This is a genomic window from Fibrivirga algicola (genome assembly GCF_011742925.1).
Classification (GTDB): domain Bacteria; phylum Bacteroidota; class Bacteroidia; order Cytophagales; family Spirosomataceae; genus Fibrella; species Fibrella algicola.
In genome coordinates this window covers 448,056-464,595 of record NZ_WAEL01000007.1, presented here as the reverse complement: position 1 = coordinate 464,595, position 16,540 = coordinate 448,056, and the positions used below count along the sequence as shown (strand labels likewise).

Below are 16,540 nucleotides of genomic sequence, written 5' to 3'. Positions count from 1 at the left end.
CGACGCCCAGATCACCGTCGATGCCTCTGGCACATACTCGGTGACCGTGACGTCTCCTAACGGGTGCACAGCCGTAGCCAGTCAGCCGATCAGCTCGGATCAGACGTCACCAAATGCGCCAACTCTCTCGGTAACGCAGCCAACTTGTACCGTAAGTACAGGAAGTATTACTGTCACTGCTCCGCTTGATGGAAATGGAAATGACTTTGAATACAGCAGAAATGGTGGCCAAAGTTGGCAGGACGGTGTAACTTTCAGCGCATTAAGTACAGGGAGCTACGATATTACCGTACGCCTGAAAAATACGGGATGTGTTTCGTTAGCTACTACGCGTGTGCTTAGTCCTGCTACAAACTGTAGTAATGAACAATACTGCACGCTAACTCAGGGTGGATGGGGCAACAAAGGAGGAAAAGACTGCTATCAGGGCACGAAACAACCAACAACAACCATCCTTGTGAGTATCCTCAGTTCGCCACTTACGGTAGGTAGTAATGGAGGTACGTTTACAATACCTGCTGGCCAGGATGGCGCAAACTGTGTGCTGGGTAAACTACCCGCTACCGGTTCTCCAGCGGTGATACCAGGTAACTACACCTGTAGTAATATTCCTAAAAGCTTGCTGAAAGGTACTGCACTTAACAACGTACTGTTAGGGCAAACCATTACGCTGGCACTTAACATGCGTAAAGACGGAAATCTGGGCAACTTGGTTTTAGCTGGTAATACTATCAGAACGTCTGCTGCATCAGAATGTGGACCTGGAGGAACACCGGTTCCCGATACGGAAAGGAGCTTCACCATTCCTCAGGATGTTCTGAATTATTTGGGTGGTAACAGAACAGTTGGTGGTTTGCTGGAGTTGGCGAATAGAGCGTTAGGTGGCCAGTCAATCGGTAGCCTTAACCTATCTACTGTCAACACGGCAGTTACAACAATCAATGAAGCATTTGATAACTGTCGCTTCTTGAATGGCTTTTCAAATTCTAGCACTGGAGCACGCATAGCGGTGGCCCAATCGGCTGAAAAAGTGGAACTGACAGTGAAGGCGTATCCCAACCCACACAATGGACGGGTATTCCTGCAGATCACCTCACCAGTTGAGGGCACAGCCAGCATTGACTGGTATACGATCAGCGGCAGCAAGATAGATGCGCTGAAAGTGAATGTGGTTCAAGGGGTGAATGAGCCTGTTAGTTACGACGTGAAAAATGCCTTACCACAATTGATCTACCGTGTTATAGTTGGCGGAAAATCAGCTACCGGCACGATTATTAGCGGTAAATAAGCCCAATCGTATAGTGTGGTGTAGGCAAAAGGCCGTTGAGGGATACGCGCTCAACGGCCTTTTTTTATGTCTGAATGCTGTGTCAAGCGCGCAGGATCAGAATATATATCGAATCGAGCACCAGGGAATTTCCTCCTGGAGCATGCGTTCAAATATCTCAATCATCTTGCTCTTCAACTGATGATCGTACCGAATATTCCAACCGCCAAACTGACTGCGCTTATTTTCCTGCAATTCAGGTACCCACAGTAACTCTTCTGCTTTGGGATTGATTGCTACATTGGCCTGGTGCTGAAACTGATTGTGGGTTAAGAAAATAACCTCGCTTTGTAGCTGCGCTTTCACTTCGGGCCGAAGGGCGTCGTTCAATTGGCGAAACAACTCGCGGTAATCGTTGCGCCACTGCTTTCCTCCATACACGATAACTGGCGAGAAATTAACATGTACCTCATAGCCAGCGTCGTAGAAATCGTTGATGGCCGCAATGCGTTTCTCTATACTATCAGTCCGCACGTCGACTAACTTGCTCACGTGCGCCGGCATGAGGCTAAACCGAATACGTATCTTGCGTTTAGGGTCGTACTCGAGCAAGTCGCGGTTTACAAATTTGGTGGCGAAAGTGGCTTTAGCATGTGGATGATCGCGAAAAAAATCGAATACCTGTCGTATACCTTCCGTCAGACTATAATCAACGGAAATGTCTGAGTTACAGCCAATGTCATAGGTCCAGAAAGTGGGATCTGTCTGGTTGGCCGGTTTATGCCAGGCCAGCGAATTAACGTGCGAATCAACAGAATCCAAGATCTCATCGACATTGGTAAATACCGTGATTGGGTTCACTGGTTTATGACGATCGACGTAGCAATACGCGCAACCCGCAAAGCAACCATTGGCTAGGCTGGGCGCGATGTAATCGGAGCTTCGACCGCTCCATTTACAGGTCTGCGTTTTCAATTTTCCCAGCACCAGCACATCTGATTTTACCTTATAGTGGTTCATGCCCAGTTCGGGCAATCGGTTGTGCTGTGTAATCTGAAGGGCTTCTGCGTTAGGGTACTGAGCCAGGATAGCCTCCCCCCGTTCATTCATCGCATCGGCCGTGTAAAGAACAATAGAAGGCTTGAAATCAGGCATATAAGGGCGTTGAGTGATCTACCTTAAGAACGTACCTAATCTGGGAAATGTTCCTCGTGTAATTTATGTAAATTGCTGTAAATCAATGTTATATGTGGTGGGTTGTTGCCGAATTTTACAAATTGTATAATTACCCTGTCAGGTACGGGTCAAACCGGTTATGACACGTACCTGACAGGGTAGTGAAACCGTTAAGTGCAGTCGGTGGTTTCGCTTGTCAAACCCACCCAATCAGCGTAATTTTGAGAGTTTAAGAGGATACAACCGGAGCGCACTAACTATGACACCAGCCGCCCATGAGTCATCGACCGAACGGTCGCTGAACTTTATCGAGCAAATTATTGAAGAGGATATTTCGGCAGGTCTGCACGACGGTCGCGTATTGACACGCTTTCCACCCGAGCCCAACGGCTACCTGCACCTTGGTCACGCCAAGTCGATCTGTCTCAATTTTGGCCTTGCCCAGCGCTATGGTGGACAAACCAACCTGCGTTTCGACGATACCAACCCGGTAACCGAAGACACCGAGTACGTTGACTCAATTAAAGATGATGTACGTTGGCTGGGTTTCCAGTGGGCTGAAGAACGCTATGCCTCTGATTATTTCGAGCAGCTGTATACGTTTGCCGAAACGCTGATCCAACACGGGCTAGCCTATGTGGACGAATCGACGGCCGCAGAAATTGCAGCCATGAAAGGGTCGCCAACGGTGCCCGGCCAGAATAGCCCGTACCGCGACCGCACAGTCGACGAAAACCTCGCGTTGTTCCGGCAGATGCGCGCAGGTACGTTCCCCGACGGGGCCAAGGTGTTGCGCGCCAAGATCGATATGGCCTCGCCGAATATGCATTTCCGCGACCCAATCATTTACCGGATCAAGCACGCGCACCATCACCGCACGGGCGATACCTGGTGTATCTATCCGATGTATGATTTTGCCCACGGTCAGTCTGATGCCATTGAGCAGATCACCCACTCGGTATGTACGCTCGAGTTCATTCCACACCGTCCGCTATACGACTGGTTTATTGAGAAACTCAACATTTTCCCGTCGAAACAGTACGAGTTTGCCCGTCTGAACCTGACCTATACGGTGATGAGCAAACGTAAACTGAAAAAGCTGGTTGAAGGTGGGTTTGTGTCTGGTTGGGATGACCCCCGCATGCCGACACTGGCTGGTATTCGCCGCCGCGGCTACACGCCCGACAGCCTTCGCGAGTTCTGCGAGCGCATCGGTGTGGCCAAACGTGACAACCTGATCGATGTCGGGCTGCTGGAATTCTGCATTCGCGAAGAGTTGAACCGTACCACCGACCGGGTTATGGCTGTGGTTGATGATAAGCCGATTAAACTGGTGCTCACCAATTACCCGGAAGGGCAGGAGGAGACGCTGCATATCGAAAACAATCCGGAAGACACCACCTCAGGCACGCGGGCTGTTCCGTTTAGCCGCGAGTTGTATGTGGAGCGGGATGATTTCATGGAAGTGCCGCCTAAAAAATACTTCCGCCTGGCCCCCGGTCAGATGGTTCGGCTGAAAGGCGCTTACATTGTTCGGTGCGACGAGGTGGTTAAAAACGACGCTGGTGAGGTGACTGAACTGCACTGCACATACATACCTGAAAGCAAAAGCGGGCAGGATACGTCAGGAATCAACGTAAAGGGAACGATTCATTGGGTGTCGGTAGCGCATGCTGTTCCCGCCGAGGTACGTCTCTACGACCGTTTGTTTGCCGTAGAGAATCCGGCTGTTGAGGAGAAGGAAATGGAGTCAGACGATGATAGCGCGTTTCTGTCGTTGCTGAATCCAACGTCGCTGGTCGTCGTTAAGGCGCTGGTTGAGCCAAACCTGGCCGATCGGGCCGTAGGGAGCCGCGTGCAGTTCATGCGCAAAGGGTATTTCTGTGTCGATGCCGATTCAACGCCGGGTCATCTGGTGTTCAACCGCACCGTAACGTTGAAAGACGCCTGGGCCAAGGAAACGAAGAAAGGGTAGTAACCAAAAACGTTTAATGCCTCAGGTTTCGGGTCTCGGTTAATCTACTTGTTCGCTAATTGGCCGACAAGCAGAGCACCCGAGCCCTGAAACTTGAGGCATTAAACGTTTTTCTGTATCCGTTTATCACTTTTAATTCTCGATTTACAACCAGTTTTTCATTTTTGTACTCTATTGAGTACCAAACTAATAGTGGTACCTCTTCACACCAGGTGAATCGCAATCAGGCTGAGTTATGAATCGACTTGTTTACCCTTTTCGGCAACTTCTCTTAGTACCGGCCTTTGCTACCTGGCTGGTTAGCTGCACCCCAACACAATTTGTCAGGCTGCAGCCGGTATCAGGCCCTGTGGCCACCGTCGATGGTCGGCTGGTGACGAAAGCAAGCGTCGATAGCGTGGAAGTGGTGGCTTCGTTCGAGCGGGAGGATATGGAGTACCTGGCTCTCGATATAGAGGTAAAAAACCGCACGCAGTCTCCAATCGATGTAAACCCGGCTGATTTTCAGATCGACCTGTTGAGCGCCGATCGGCAGCCGCTACGCCTCGGCGATCAGGTTTCTATTCGGCAGGCCGCCGATCCAAACTACGAGTTAGGGCGAACCGATGTCAAGATCAGAAAAGAGCAACGGCGGTTAAAAACGGCCAAGATTCTAAATACAGTAGCGATGGTTGCTGTGGTTGCCAGCGATATTGCGTCCTCTTCGTCGCGGAGCACGAATCGTGATTTCAGAAGCTGGGCTTCGAACCGCGCTTCCCATGATGCCGTTTACAGCCTGATTCAGGCAAAGCGCGTCATTGACCACGGCGTATTTGCCGACCGGATGCAGCGTTTTCAATTTGAGGAATACCGCTGGCGTGAATTGGCCCTGAAGCGGTCGGTGGTGCAGCCGGGCGAATCGGTGCGGGGGTTTGTTTACCTGCCCAAAGTGAAAGAAGCGACCTATCTGAACGTCGGCTACCCGGTTACCTCAGGTACGTCTGTTCAACTGCTTTTCGAACAAAGCCTTACGAATGCCAGGCCTAAATAGGGTTTGCCGTTTGATGTTTGTGGTTTGACGTTGCTCCGCTAATCAACTATTGCATTGAATTAGTGGAGTAAGGTCAAACCACAAACGGCAAACCATTTTAATACCCTCCGTTATACTTTCTGAGTGCCCATTCAGTAGCGGCCAGCGTTAGGATCAGGAAGAAGAGCCAGCGCCAGTTAATCAACTCATTGAGTGCTTCGGTGCTGCTCAGGCGGGCCGGGTTATCACGTTTTGTCAGGTCGTTTACCAGGCTGGCGGCACTGGCAGCATTCCGGAACGTACCCCCCGTTTGTGTCGCTAGCTGCCGAAGCAGGCCGTGGTCGGCCGTCGTGTTCAGTGCTTCCAACTGCACATCACGCACAATAAACTGGCCCGACGACTGCTCGGTCCGGTTGTTTAGCGTTGCCGATGCTTTGTAGCGATACACCCCGTCGGGCAGGCGGCTGATATCAAAGCGGCTGTTGGCTACAGTAGGGGTGTAGGCGTACGACCGCGTTACTTCGCGCTCGTCTGTTACCTCAAGTTTGATCGGAATATCGTAGAGCCGCTCGTAAATATCATTGTACAGTTCGGTTTCAAACGATACCGTTTCGCCCGCAATGAACTCGTTCCGGATTGGGTACACCCGCAACTTACGCCGGTCTTCTTTGACCGAGATGAGTTGCAGTACCTTTTGAATCAGTTCATCCACTACTTCCTGTTTGTCGGTCAGGGCATATTCTTCGAGTCGCCATTGCCAGATGCCTTCACCCAGCAATACGGCCGCTTTTCGGCTGCCCGTTGTATTAAGGGCCAGCATGGGTTTGGTGGTGCGCACGGTGCCAATCTGTTGCCACAACACCGTTTCTGACCCCGGAAGCAGCTTGTATTCACCGTAAGGCGAGGTCAACGGAGGGAGCTTATCCAGCAACTCCAGCTTCGACGGGTCGAGGTTCAACTGCTTGAAGTTACTGTTGAAGTAGGCCGTGGTTTTGTCGACCTGGTTGGGTGGCCCCAGCACACTGATGACCGGATTGATCGGGTTCAGCGCGGCCGTAGATGACTGTGTACCAACCACAAACAGTGTTGGCGTATTTTGCGCCATCAGTTTCGCCACCGCCGCATTGCCCAGATTTGTGATGTCGGGGAGCTGGTGGAGAATCAGCAAATCATAGGTTTTGTCAATGGGAATGCTGGTACCTTCGGCGGTGGTCAGCGTCCGCACGTCGACTTCGTAGTTCTGGTTTTTTTCCAGAATAGACCGCAGTGCCTTCAAGTCAGGATGGGGGGCAAGGCCGAGCAAGAGCACTTTCTCGCGCCCGTCAATCACTTCAATGTACACATCCTGCCGGTTGTTGGCGGTGCTGAATTCACCTGACTGAGGGAGTACCTCCACGGTCAGTCGCTGCACGCCCTTCTGCGTAGCCGAGGTCTGGAAACTGACCTGCGCAAAGGTCTCTTTTCGATCGAACCGCACGGTTTGCCGACCTACTTCGCGCGTGCCCTGCCGAAGCACAACTACCGCACTACGCCCTTCGAACCCGTTGCTAATAATTTCGGCCCGTACCGGGAAGGCATTGTTCAGGTACGCTACCCGGTTGGCGATCACGCCCTTGAGCGAAACATCTTTTTTAGCTACGGTATCGCCCAGTCCAACCGCGTGTACGGTGAATGGGTAGGCCGTGAAGGTAGGCGAGAGGCCCTGATTGGCGATGCCATCGGTTACCAGCACCACGTCGGTGAGGTGTCGGCCTTCGTAGTCGGAGCGAATTCCGGTCAGCAGCGAAGCCAGATCAGTTGTTCGCTGCCGAAAGGGTAACTGAGTCAGGTCGTCGCCCGCTGTGGTGTCTGACAGGGTTCGAATGGCTACCTCATATCCTTTGTCCGTCAGTTGCTGGCGCAACGTGTTCAGGAAGGTCAGCGTCTGGTTCAGGGCCGGCCGACCCGCCGCCGCCACTGACTCCGAGTTGTCAATCGCTAAAACGACCTTGGGTGCTTCGGTACGGGTCTGAAAACTACGGATTAACGGGTTCAGCAACAGGAAGGCAACCAGGCTAACGACAACGAACCGCAACACGGCAAGCCCCCAGTTCAAACTGCGCCCCCATCCGCCAGGTATTGACTTTCCGGGTAGCGGCTGGTACATCGCCACTGCGTAGACGGCTCCGGCCAGCAAACAAACCGCTACCCACCAGGGCGAACTTTGGAAGATTAGAGACATAGAATGGATAGTCGTAAGTCGAAAATAGCCCTAAGCGGCCCGCCGCTGCGGTATAAAAAGTCAGCGTAGCCTTGTCTTGCACAAGCGGACAAGATGCGTCAGAAAGATGGTTCTGACGCTCTTGACAGACTGCTACGTCGACTAAATCTTTTTACGTCAACATGCCGCCATCTACCTGAAGTACCTGGCCGGTGATGTAGCGCGACAGATCGGAGGCCAGGAAGAGACAGGCATCAGCGACCTCTTCGGGTTGACCACCTCGTTTTAGCGGAATCTGCTGTTTCCATTCTTCCACTGCTTTCTCATTCAATTCGCCGGTCATTTCGGTTTCAATGAACCCCGGAGCGATGGCGTTTGACCGAATATTTCGCGAACCCAATTCAAGAGCCACTGACTTTGTGAAGCCGATAATCCCTGCTTTCGAGGCGGCGTAGTTGGCTTGCCCGGCATTGCCACGTAAGCCTACTACCGAGGTAAGGTTGATAATAGAGCCGGCTTTTGCTTTCATCATGGGCTTGATAGCCGCTTTGGTGAGGTTAAAGACCGATTTCAGGTTGATGTTAATCACCGTATCCCACTGCTCTTCAGTCATTCGCATCAGCAGGCCGTCACGGGTGATACCAGCATTGTTGATCAGAATGTCGAGGCGACCAAAATCGGCCAGTACCTGCGTCACTAATTCATCGGCGGCTTTATGGTCTGAGGCGTCAGAGCGGTAGCCTTTTGCGGTAATGCCGAATGCGGCTAACTCAGCTTCAAGGGCCTGTCCTTTCTCAACACTCGAGAGGTAGGTGAAGGCGATGTGGGCGCCTTCCTGCGCGAACCGCTGGGCAATGGCCCGACCAATTCCACGCGATGCGCCCGTGATGAGGGCGACTTTTCCGGTAACTAAATTCATGCAGGTAGATAATTGACTCAAAAATACGCCAGGGCTTATATCGAACTGTATAGGGAAGGAGTCAACTGGACGTGATTTACCATAAAAAAACCGTAATTCGTAGCCCAGCAAGCAACGATCCTATCCAGGTACGTTACCCAATTGGCCAAAATTACGGTTTTGTGAGGTGATGGTAACTATTTTTTCGTGCCTGTCAGTGATGTTACCAACTTCAGATCTACATCTTCAGAAACACCCGTGTACGTCACTTTCTGTTGGCCTCCCTCACGCACAAACATACCTGTGGCACTGAACTGGCCTGTGAAGGAAGTTCCATTCAGAATAATTGGCTGGGTCTTTTTATCCAGTACGGTGAACGTGCTATCAACCAAACTGGCTCTTAGCTTCTCTTTCATACCGGGCGCATCGAAGTCCAGGAAGAGTTCGTTCGGGCTAGTTGATTTAGTGACGGCTAGTGTACCCGTGTAGGTTTCCGGCGTTGTGGCTTTAGAACCGAACCGGATAACGACACTATAGCCAATGTCATACGTACCCACCATGCGGTCGCGTGGGTCAACAGCTGGGGTGATTAGTTCTTCAGTTGTTGTTTTGCAAGAAGAGGCGAGACCCGCAATCAGAAGTAGGCAGAGAGCCAATCGGTTCATAATGTTGGATGTTATGGGTTATAGTTTCTCTATTAACTATAAACACAATTTGGTTCAAAAATCGTACCCAGGTTTTACCATTACCGGAGTCTTTGTAGTAACGTACTGGACGGTTAAAATGAGATTGAATGTGCAAATATCTTTTTAAACGATTCAGCGATCTGATTGCTACCCATTGATTATAGAGCTGAACTACTGGCTTTAGGGTGCCAGGTAAAACTTGCCTATAATCTTGTCAAATCAGTTACTAGACCACGTTAATGTAAGGTATGTGTAGGATAAATTTCTTAAGTGTGGCTTGCGATGGGGAAAGGGAACTTCTAGTTTTGGTGCCACCATTAGCGACCAGTTCCTACGTTACGTCCTGCCTACCGTGAAGAAATTCGAACGATTTACAGATTATGCTACCCTATTTTATCTAAGTCTTCCTGTTCTGATTTTTCTTGTCGGCTGGCTTAAACTGATCATAGGTATCCCATTAGCTCTGCTGCTCTGTGCTGGTGTAATTGCTTACCTAAGCAGAATAAATACCCGGTCGGTCAATTGGCAGGCAGTAGCTAAGCCGCAGATCATGCTGACTTTACTGGTTGCTTTCGGTTGGGTGTATCTTTCCGGTATTGGTGGCTATTCAAACCAGGACTGGGATCATCATTACCGGAACGCCGTCTTCAACGATTTACTACAATTCGACTGGCCAATCTATTTCAAGTTTGCTCCCGACTACACGTTCGAATTTTTGGCAGGTCACAAAGCCGCACTCAATTATTACTTTGCCTATTGGCTTCCGGCAGCACTTATGGGCAAGTGGGCTGGACAGGGGGTAGCCAACGCCAGCCTGTTAGCTTGGACGTACCTGGGGGTGTTGCTTGTCTGCTTCCACCTGTTCAGACTACTCAACTCGAAACATCTGCTACTAGCAGTGGTTCTTTTTGCCTTGTGGAGCGGATTGGATGTGCTGGGCAAACTGCTCATTCAGCGACATCTGGTTGGGTTCAATGAGCCGATAGAAATCTACTATTACTTCTCGTATACCTCGTTCACTACCGATTTATTCAACGTATTCAATCAGGCGCTCCCCGCCTGGATAGTTACGCTGTGGGTGCTGACGTATCGGGAGCGAATTCCGGTGCTGCCTATTGCCCTGTTATTTCCGTATGGTCCCTTCCCATTTATCTCGCTGACGCTATTCTACATTCTCTATTTTATTGTAGAAAACTACGACTACTGGCGCTCGACTTCGACGCTTGCCTTTATTCAAAAGTCCTGGTCGCGTATCGATTTAATCAGTGCGAGTGCCGCCGTTGTAGCGATAGGTTTTCCCTTCCTGGCCTTCTATAAGGCGCACTTTCCGGTAAACATTAACCAATTTTTTGGTGCCCGATTGGTTGGTGAATCCATGTCGACCAGCTTGATAATCATCGGATTTTATGTACTCACGTTTAGTCTGGAAGCCGGTTTGTTTTACGCGTTGATTCGCTGGATTTCTCCCGCAACCTATAAAGCGCACAAAACCGTGTTCTGGTTGTCTTTCCTGCTGCTGCTTTTGATTCCATTGTGGGAGGCTGGACTCTGGCGGGATTTTGCATCGCGGGGATCTATACCGATGCTCACTGTGCTGGCCTTTCTGATGATTCGGGCGATTAGTCAAGTGATCGAACAGCGGCCAATCCAACTCTCAATGGTCGTTGTGGCGGTTGTGTTGCTACTGTCCTGGTGCACTCCGTTTTGGCTGCTGTTGAAAGCGCCTGCCGTTGGGGAGACTCCCCGTTTGCGTAACGATGTTGTCTCGCTTGGGAATACAAAGGCCAGTCTGGACTCGGATAAGGATGGCGTACTGTCAAGCTTACCCTATTATTATTCGGTTGACCCGCAGCACAAATTTTTCTACCGACTGCTGGCAAAAAAACAGGCTCCCTAGCAAATGCCAAGGAGCCTGAAAGCCAACACCTAACGGAATTAGACAAAGAAATCGGGGTTGAAATTCATCAGAAAGGCTTCGTCGGTGGCGCGGGTAAGGGCCGTGTACAACCAGCGAATAAACTCCTGATTAGTTTGGCCTTCCGGCAAATAACCCTGATCGATAAACACTGCACTCCACTGCCCGCCCTGGGCTTTGTGGGTGGTGAGGGCATACGCGAACTTTACCTGTAAAGCACTCAAATACGGGTCTCGACGAATTGCTTCCGATCGCTCTTTCTTGTTAGTAATGTACTGGTAGTCCTGCGATACACTCTCGTACAGGGCTTTGTTCTGCTCCTGGCTCAGCGAAGGCGTAGAGGTATGCAGTGTATCGAGAATGATTTTTGCTTCAAAATCGGGCTGGTCTTCGTAATCGACCAGATGCAACGTTACCGTGGCAAAACGAAAGCCGTGCATTTCCTCCTGCCGACGTACCTTCATCACTTCCGCAAATTCACCGTTAGCCAAAAAACCCGCCGGTGAGTCGTCGCCGAGGATCGTGTAGTTATTCCGCGCAATCATCAGCATGTCGCCGGCATCCAGTTCGTCTTCGCAGTTGTCGATCATCCGCCGGATAAACTGATTGTATTGCACTGCCATCTTGTTGGAGCGGCACAGAATGGCGGTGTTTTCACGACCATACTTGTTGTAGGCGTACCGAATGCCGTCTTCCAGCTTGTTGAGCGGCATTTTGAAGAGGTCCTGGAAAGGCTTCGTTGTGATTTTGATGGGTAACGAATCGGTCGACGAAGACGGAGAGTCGTCGCTCATTAGCCGGTCAAAATTTACGGGTGCTGGCTCCTGCGACGGATTCAGGATATCGTCGGAAAGTAGTTGACGCAGTTCGGTGGCATTGTACAGAATACCTGATTCAACGTCTTGCCGCATCACCTCAGTTAATTCCTGTTCATAGACGGTCATATCGTAGGAGCGCGCCAGAAAGCCCCGATCGAGTGCGGGGCTACCATCGCGGCCAACGGGGGGCAACTGGGCCGTGTCGCCCACCAGCATAAGTTTGTTGCCGGGGTTCTCAAATACGAACGAGATCAAGTCACTAAGTAGTCCTTTTCCGCCAAATTCGGCCTCATCGGAGATCATAGAGGCTTCATCGACGATAAAAAGCGTGTCTTCGTGGTAGTTTTTCTGGCGCTGAAAAGCCAACGTACCTGAGCCTTGCTCGGCCACCTGCCGGTAAATCTTACGGTGAATCGTTTGCGCTGATTTTTTCGAGTAGTTCGACATCACCTTGGCGGCCCGGCCAGTCGGAGCCAGCAAGACGGATTTATAGCCAAATCGGGGTAGCACTTTGATGAGCGTACTGATCAGTGTGGTCTTACCCGTACCGGCATAGCCTCGTAAGAGAAAGCAATCGCGGTAATGTTCAAAATCTTCGCGGGTGATGAATTCGCCAATCTTTCCAAAGAATGAAAGTTGCCCTTCTGTTGGCTTGTACGGAAACCGTTTAACTAAAAGTTGGGTTGCCGTTTGCGTTTCGTTCATAGCTCTAAGTTACAAAAAAACGGCCAGAAAGAGAAGGAACAATCGGGACAACTCCGTCATAAAACCAGGTCTTGTAAGGAGGGTTCGACGCGTCTAAACGACCAATCGAAGCGAACGGAAGGCCGCAAAACTGAAAAAGAGGTGTGTGGTTGCGTCGACGATTAAAAATGCATAGATTCAGCCTTCCATTAACCCTTCACTCGTATGAATATCAGACAAGTACTCCAGCGCAAGACGATTAACACCATTTACTCAGTTGCTCCCGGCGAGACCGTGTACGCCGCGCTGGAACTGATGGCTGCCAAAAATATTGGTGCCGTGCTCGTTATTGAAGGGGGCGATCTGGTCGGTATTTTTTCAGAGCGCGATTACGCCCGAAAAGGTATTTTGCAGGGACGAGCCTCGAAAGACACCACAATCCGCGATGTGATGACGGCCAATGTGATCACAATCACCCCGGAACAATCGCTGGAATCATGCATGGTGACCATGGCCGACAAGCACATTCGCCACCTGCCTGTTATGGACGGAGAGAAGCTGGTGGGCATCATCTCGATCAATGACGTAGTAAATACGATCATTCATGATCAGAAAGCCCGCATCAACTCCCTGGAGAGCTACATTACCGGTAGCTCGTACTAAAAGCGGCATCTAAAAGGTTTGCGTATCTTTACCCTCCGTTTAACTCAACGCAACATTGCCTCAATCGTCCAGCCACTCGCATACGTTGGTGACCGACCTGTACGGGAACCGACTTCGACTGCGTGTATGTGGTCTCTACCGCGAAGGCGATCGGTTACTGATGGTGAAGCACCGGGGCCTGGGTACGTCAGGTACGTTCTGGTCGCCTCCGGGTGGCGGCGTTGATCTGGGCGAAACGGCTGTGGCTGCTGTGGCGCGTGAAGTACGCGAAGAAACCGGCCTGATTATTGAACCACTACGGCTAATCTGTGTGTATGACTTCGTTGCCTTACCGCTGCATGCCGTTGAATTGTTTTTCGAGGTACAGCGAACCAGCGGGACGTTACAAGTTGGACAAGACCCGGAAATGAATGCCGCCGATCAACTTATACTTGACGTGCGGCTCATGACGTTCGAACAGATAAAGGCCTTGCCAACCCACGATGTTCATGGCCTGTTTGACCGATGCCACTCGCTCGATGAGCTCTTCGGATTAAATGGGTATATTAATTAATACAATAAAATGGTTACTCTTTCCACACTTTCGCCTACGTTGTCTATCCGGCCCGAGGTCTTAACGCCCAGCCAGGCGGCAACGTCTGTGCTGTGCCTGGAACTGGCCGCGCAGCGTCTCCGGATTACGCTGCTTGATCCACAACGGCGGATGGTGTGGTTGGATGAGTACGCACAGCCCTCGCTACTCACTGAACAATCATTATTAACGTACCTGCCTGCTGTTTTTAAGGATCACCCGCTGCTGAGCTACGATGAGTTTCAGCACGTGAGGGTCTCGGTGCTATCGCCGGCTTTCACGCTGATTCCATCCTCATTGTATCGGAAGGAGTACGCCAGCAGTTACCTCGCGCTGATGCGCGGGCACCAGCCGCCACCAAACGAGCTGGCACATGCCTATGAGCATAAAGAAGGGTTTGTCTCCGTGTTTGGTATCGACCGCGACGTGACCGAGTTCATGGGCGAACAGTATCCCATGCAGCCATTTACGTACGTGCATCAGCACACGACCCTGATCCAGGCTACCCGTGCTGTCGACCGGCAGTTAACGACGAAGGAGAATCTTTTCCTGTACTTCGAAGACGAGTATGTAACCGTTCTTTTTCGCGATGAGCATCAGTTGAAGTACTGCAACCGGTTCGGGTACAAGAATGTGCAGGACCTAACGTACTACGTGCTGTATGTGCTTGATGAACTGGGCGTTGATCCCGAAGCCGTCCACGCGTTCGTTTACGGCGAAAGCACTCCCTTTGCCGAAAGTTACGTGGCGCTCTCCCGCTTTGTGCCCACGATGAGTATTGGTCAGCTACCTCCTGGTTTGAACCCATCTCCTGAACTGGAGGAACTGCCCGAACATCGGTATCTTGGGCTTCAGGGGTTATGTTTGCTGGGCTAAAGTCATCCTACACGCCAGCACGCACGTCCCTTATGTCCCGTATTGCTCTATTTCCTGGTTCGTTTGACCCTTTTACAAAAGGACACGAAGATATCGTCCGCCGTGGGCTGCACCTTTTCGACGAGGTAATTATCGGTATTGGTCGCAATGCCAACAAGCAGCGTTATTTCACCCTGGAACAGATGACCGCCTGGATAGAAGGCACGTTTCGCGATGAGCCCGCCGTACGGGTAGTTAGCTATGATGGTCTCACCGCCAACGTAGCACGCCAGCTAGGAGCCCGGTTCCTGCTTCGTGGCCTGCGTAATACAACGGATTTTGAGTACGAGAATGGGATCTCACAAGTAAACCGGTACGTCTACGAAGAAGTTGAAACCGTCTTCCTTATTACGTCGCCGCATTTGGCCCCTATCAGTTCCAGCATCATTCGTGATTTGCACCGTTACGGCCAGCCGGTAGATGCCTTCCTGCCGTACAAGCTGGAAAAGTGAGCGATTGGCATTCAGTAGGGTTCGGCCTCGTTGACAGAAGCCAACGGGGCCGAACCCTACTGAATGCCATTAATCGTTGAAAAAGCTTCCGTTCACCGTCTCCAGATAGGCTTGTAGCGGTATGTCTTCCTGCTTTAAAAAGCCTTGCTGAGGCAGTTTACCATCAGCTACCAACTCCACCACGGCCGCAATGGAGCCTGCGGTTGTCCAGGAAATAGCCCGCCACGATTGCCCATCGATAAGCCTGGGGTGGTAGGCCCGGTAAAACTCTTCGCGGCTCAGCTGCCCGTTCCGCCAGCCTTCAACTACGGCATACACGTACACTACGTCATCCTGCACGGGTGGTTTGGCTTCGGTCAGAATTTTCTCGGTTAGCTCGCGCTGATCTTTCAGGATCAATTCATAGAGCAGAAACCGCATGAGCTTGCAATGGCCGGGGTAGCGGATGGTTTTGTAGTTCAGTGTATCGACTTTGCCTTCGTAGGTCTCGCACAACGTACCCAGCCCGCCCGAGGTACTAAACGCCTCAAACTCCTGCCCTTCGATATTAATTACCTCAATGCCGTCGAGCGCAGGCACCATCTTACGCTGTCCGTTGGCAATGACTTCGCAGTCGTTGAGGTACTCGTTGATGACTCCCGCTGGCGACCAGGTAAATGAATAGCCCAGCAAGCCGTTTGGGTAACGGGGGAGGGCACCAACCCGAAGTTCAATGTCGCGAAGTCGGTCGAACCGGTTAGCCAGGTCGGAGCCGACAATGCCAATCAGACCAGGAGCAAGGCCACACTGGGGAGCCATCACCCCCTTTGCCGTATTTGCCATCTCCCGAATGGCGTCGGTAGTAGGTACGTCTTCGGTTAGATCGAAGTAATGAATGCCTAATTCATGGGCAATACGGGCAATTGGCAGGTTGAGGTTGTAAGGAAGGCACGACACCACACCATCGGCATTTCTGAGGGCGCTATACAGTGCGGCTGTGTCGCTAACACTGCCAAGATGGACGGGAAATGGTAATTCTTGTACTGGTTTTTGACGATCGAATCCACTGATGGTGAACCGTTTATGAAGGAGGAGGCCCACAAGCGACCCTACTTTGCCAAGACCAACGACAACAAGGTTTTGCATAGCGTTTGATGGTTGATGAAGTAAAACTTTAGCTGCACAAACCACCGATAAAAAATCCACATCCCCAAATAACACGAAAAGCCGACTCATCCGAGTCGGCTTTCGCGTATCTATTAGCTTAGAATTGGTTTACCGTCTGCTGTCATTCTGCTTAATACTCAATCGGTAATAAGCAGCGTAACAGCA

General features: G+C 51.1%; 14 protein-coding genes. 8 read left to right on the top strand and 6 right to left on the bottom strand.

Features of this window, described 5'->3' with window-relative positions:
* Positions 1 to 1,288 (top strand): hypothetical protein (locus tag F7231_RS20065; protein WP_166693297.1); only part of this gene is annotated, 1,288 nt, incomplete at its 5' end.
* Between the two features lie 96 nt (positions 1,289 to 1,384).
* Here the strand turns inward: F7231_RS20065 and F7231_RS20060 are convergent.
* A complete protein-coding gene (locus tag F7231_RS20060; RefSeq protein WP_166693296.1) occupies positions 1,385 to 2,422 on the bottom strand; it encodes a spore photoproduct lyase family protein in 1,038 nt (345 codons plus the stop codon).
* Between the two features lie 280 nt (positions 2,423 to 2,702).
* Here F7231_RS20060 and F7231_RS20055 point away from each other — a divergent pair, with 280 nt between their 5' ends.
* On the top strand, positions 2,703 to 4,418 hold the full coding sequence (locus F7231_RS20055) for a glutamine--tRNA ligase/YqeY domain fusion protein (protein ID WP_085413868.1): 1,716 nt from the start codon (positions 2,703 to 2,705) through the stop codon (positions 4,416 to 4,418).
* Positions 4,419 to 4,653: 235 nt separating this feature from the next.
* On the top strand, positions 4,654 to 5,448 hold the full coding sequence (locus F7231_RS20050) for a hypothetical protein (RefSeq protein WP_166693295.1): 795 nt from the start codon (positions 4,654 to 4,656) through the stop codon (positions 5,446 to 5,448).
* 97 nt (positions 5,449 to 5,545) lie between these two features.
* On the opposite strand, the gene F7231_RS20045 is transcribed toward F7231_RS20050, so the two are convergent.
* The 3 genes from F7231_RS20045 to F7231_RS20035 form a co-directional block, all read right to left on the bottom strand.
* The gene (locus tag F7231_RS20045; RefSeq protein ID WP_166693294.1) at positions 5,546 to 7,648 is read right to left on the bottom strand and encodes a vWA domain-containing protein; all 2,103 of its coding nucleotides are present in this window, start codon (positions 7,646 to 7,648) and stop codon (positions 5,546 to 5,548) included.
* A 151-nt stretch (positions 7,649 to 7,799) separates the two neighbouring features.
* Positions 7,800 to 8,546 (bottom strand): 3-oxoacyl-[acyl-carrier-protein] reductase, encoded by a 747-nt coding sequence (gene fabG / locus F7231_RS20040; RefSeq protein ID WP_085413871.1) that lies wholly within the window; start codon positions 8,544 to 8,546, stop codon positions 7,800 to 7,802.
* 176 nt (positions 8,547 to 8,722) lie between these two features.
* Positions 8,723 to 9,190 carry a hypothetical protein gene (locus F7231_RS20035; protein ID WP_085413872.1) on the bottom strand — a complete coding sequence of 156 codons (468 nt, stop codon included), beginning with the start codon at positions 9,188 to 9,190 and terminating at the stop codon, positions 8,723 to 8,725.
* A gap of 373 nt (positions 9,191 to 9,563) precedes the next feature.
* Here F7231_RS20035 and F7231_RS20030 point away from each other — a divergent pair, with 373 nt between their 5' ends.
* Positions 9,564 to 11,108, top strand: a complete 1,545-nt coding sequence (locus F7231_RS20030; protein ID WP_166693293.1) for a hypothetical protein — start codon at positions 9,564 to 9,566, stop codon at positions 11,106 to 11,108.
* Positions 11,109 to 11,146: 38 nt separating this feature from the next.
* Here the strand turns inward: F7231_RS20030 and F7231_RS20025 are convergent, their stop codons facing one another.
* On the bottom strand, positions 11,147 to 12,649 hold the full coding sequence (locus F7231_RS20025; protein WP_166693292.1) for an ATP-dependent DNA helicase: 1,503 nt from the start codon (positions 12,647 to 12,649) through the stop codon (positions 11,147 to 11,149).
* A 204-nt stretch (positions 12,650 to 12,853) separates the two neighbouring features.
* On the opposite strand from F7231_RS20025, the gene F7231_RS20020 reads away from it, so the two are divergent.
* From F7231_RS20020 to coaD, 4 genes are read left to right on the top strand one after another with little or no spacing between them, the layout of a single operon-like run.
* The gene (locus F7231_RS20020) at positions 12,854 to 13,291 is read left to right on the top strand and encodes a CBS domain-containing protein (RefSeq protein WP_085413875.1); all 438 of its coding nucleotides are present in this window, start codon (positions 12,854 to 12,856) and stop codon (positions 13,289 to 13,291) included.
* 55 nt (positions 13,292 to 13,346) lie between these two features.
* On the top strand, positions 13,347 to 13,844 hold the full coding sequence (locus F7231_RS20015) for an NUDIX domain-containing protein (RefSeq protein WP_229364929.1): 498 nt from the start codon (positions 13,347 to 13,349) through the stop codon (positions 13,842 to 13,844).
* A 9-nt stretch (positions 13,845 to 13,853) separates the two neighbouring features.
* The gene (locus tag F7231_RS20010) at positions 13,854 to 14,738 is read left to right on the top strand and encodes a DUF3822 family protein (protein ID WP_085413876.1); all 885 of its coding nucleotides are present in this window, start codon (positions 13,854 to 13,856) and stop codon (positions 14,736 to 14,738) included.
* A gap of 32 nt (positions 14,739 to 14,770) precedes the next feature.
* Positions 14,771 to 15,229 carry a pantetheine-phosphate adenylyltransferase gene (coaD, locus tag F7231_RS20005; RefSeq protein ID WP_085413877.1) on the top strand — a complete coding sequence of 153 codons (459 nt, stop codon included), beginning with the start codon at positions 14,771 to 14,773 and terminating at the stop codon, positions 15,227 to 15,229.
* A gap of 69 nt (positions 15,230 to 15,298) precedes the next feature.
* On the opposite strand, the gene F7231_RS20000 is transcribed toward coaD, so the two are convergent.
* Positions 15,299 to 16,354, bottom strand: coding sequence for a saccharopine dehydrogenase family protein (locus F7231_RS20000; RefSeq protein ID WP_166693291.1), 1,056 nt, complete (start codon positions 16,352 to 16,354; stop codon positions 15,299 to 15,301).
* Positions 16,355 to 16,540: the final 186 nt, after the last annotated feature.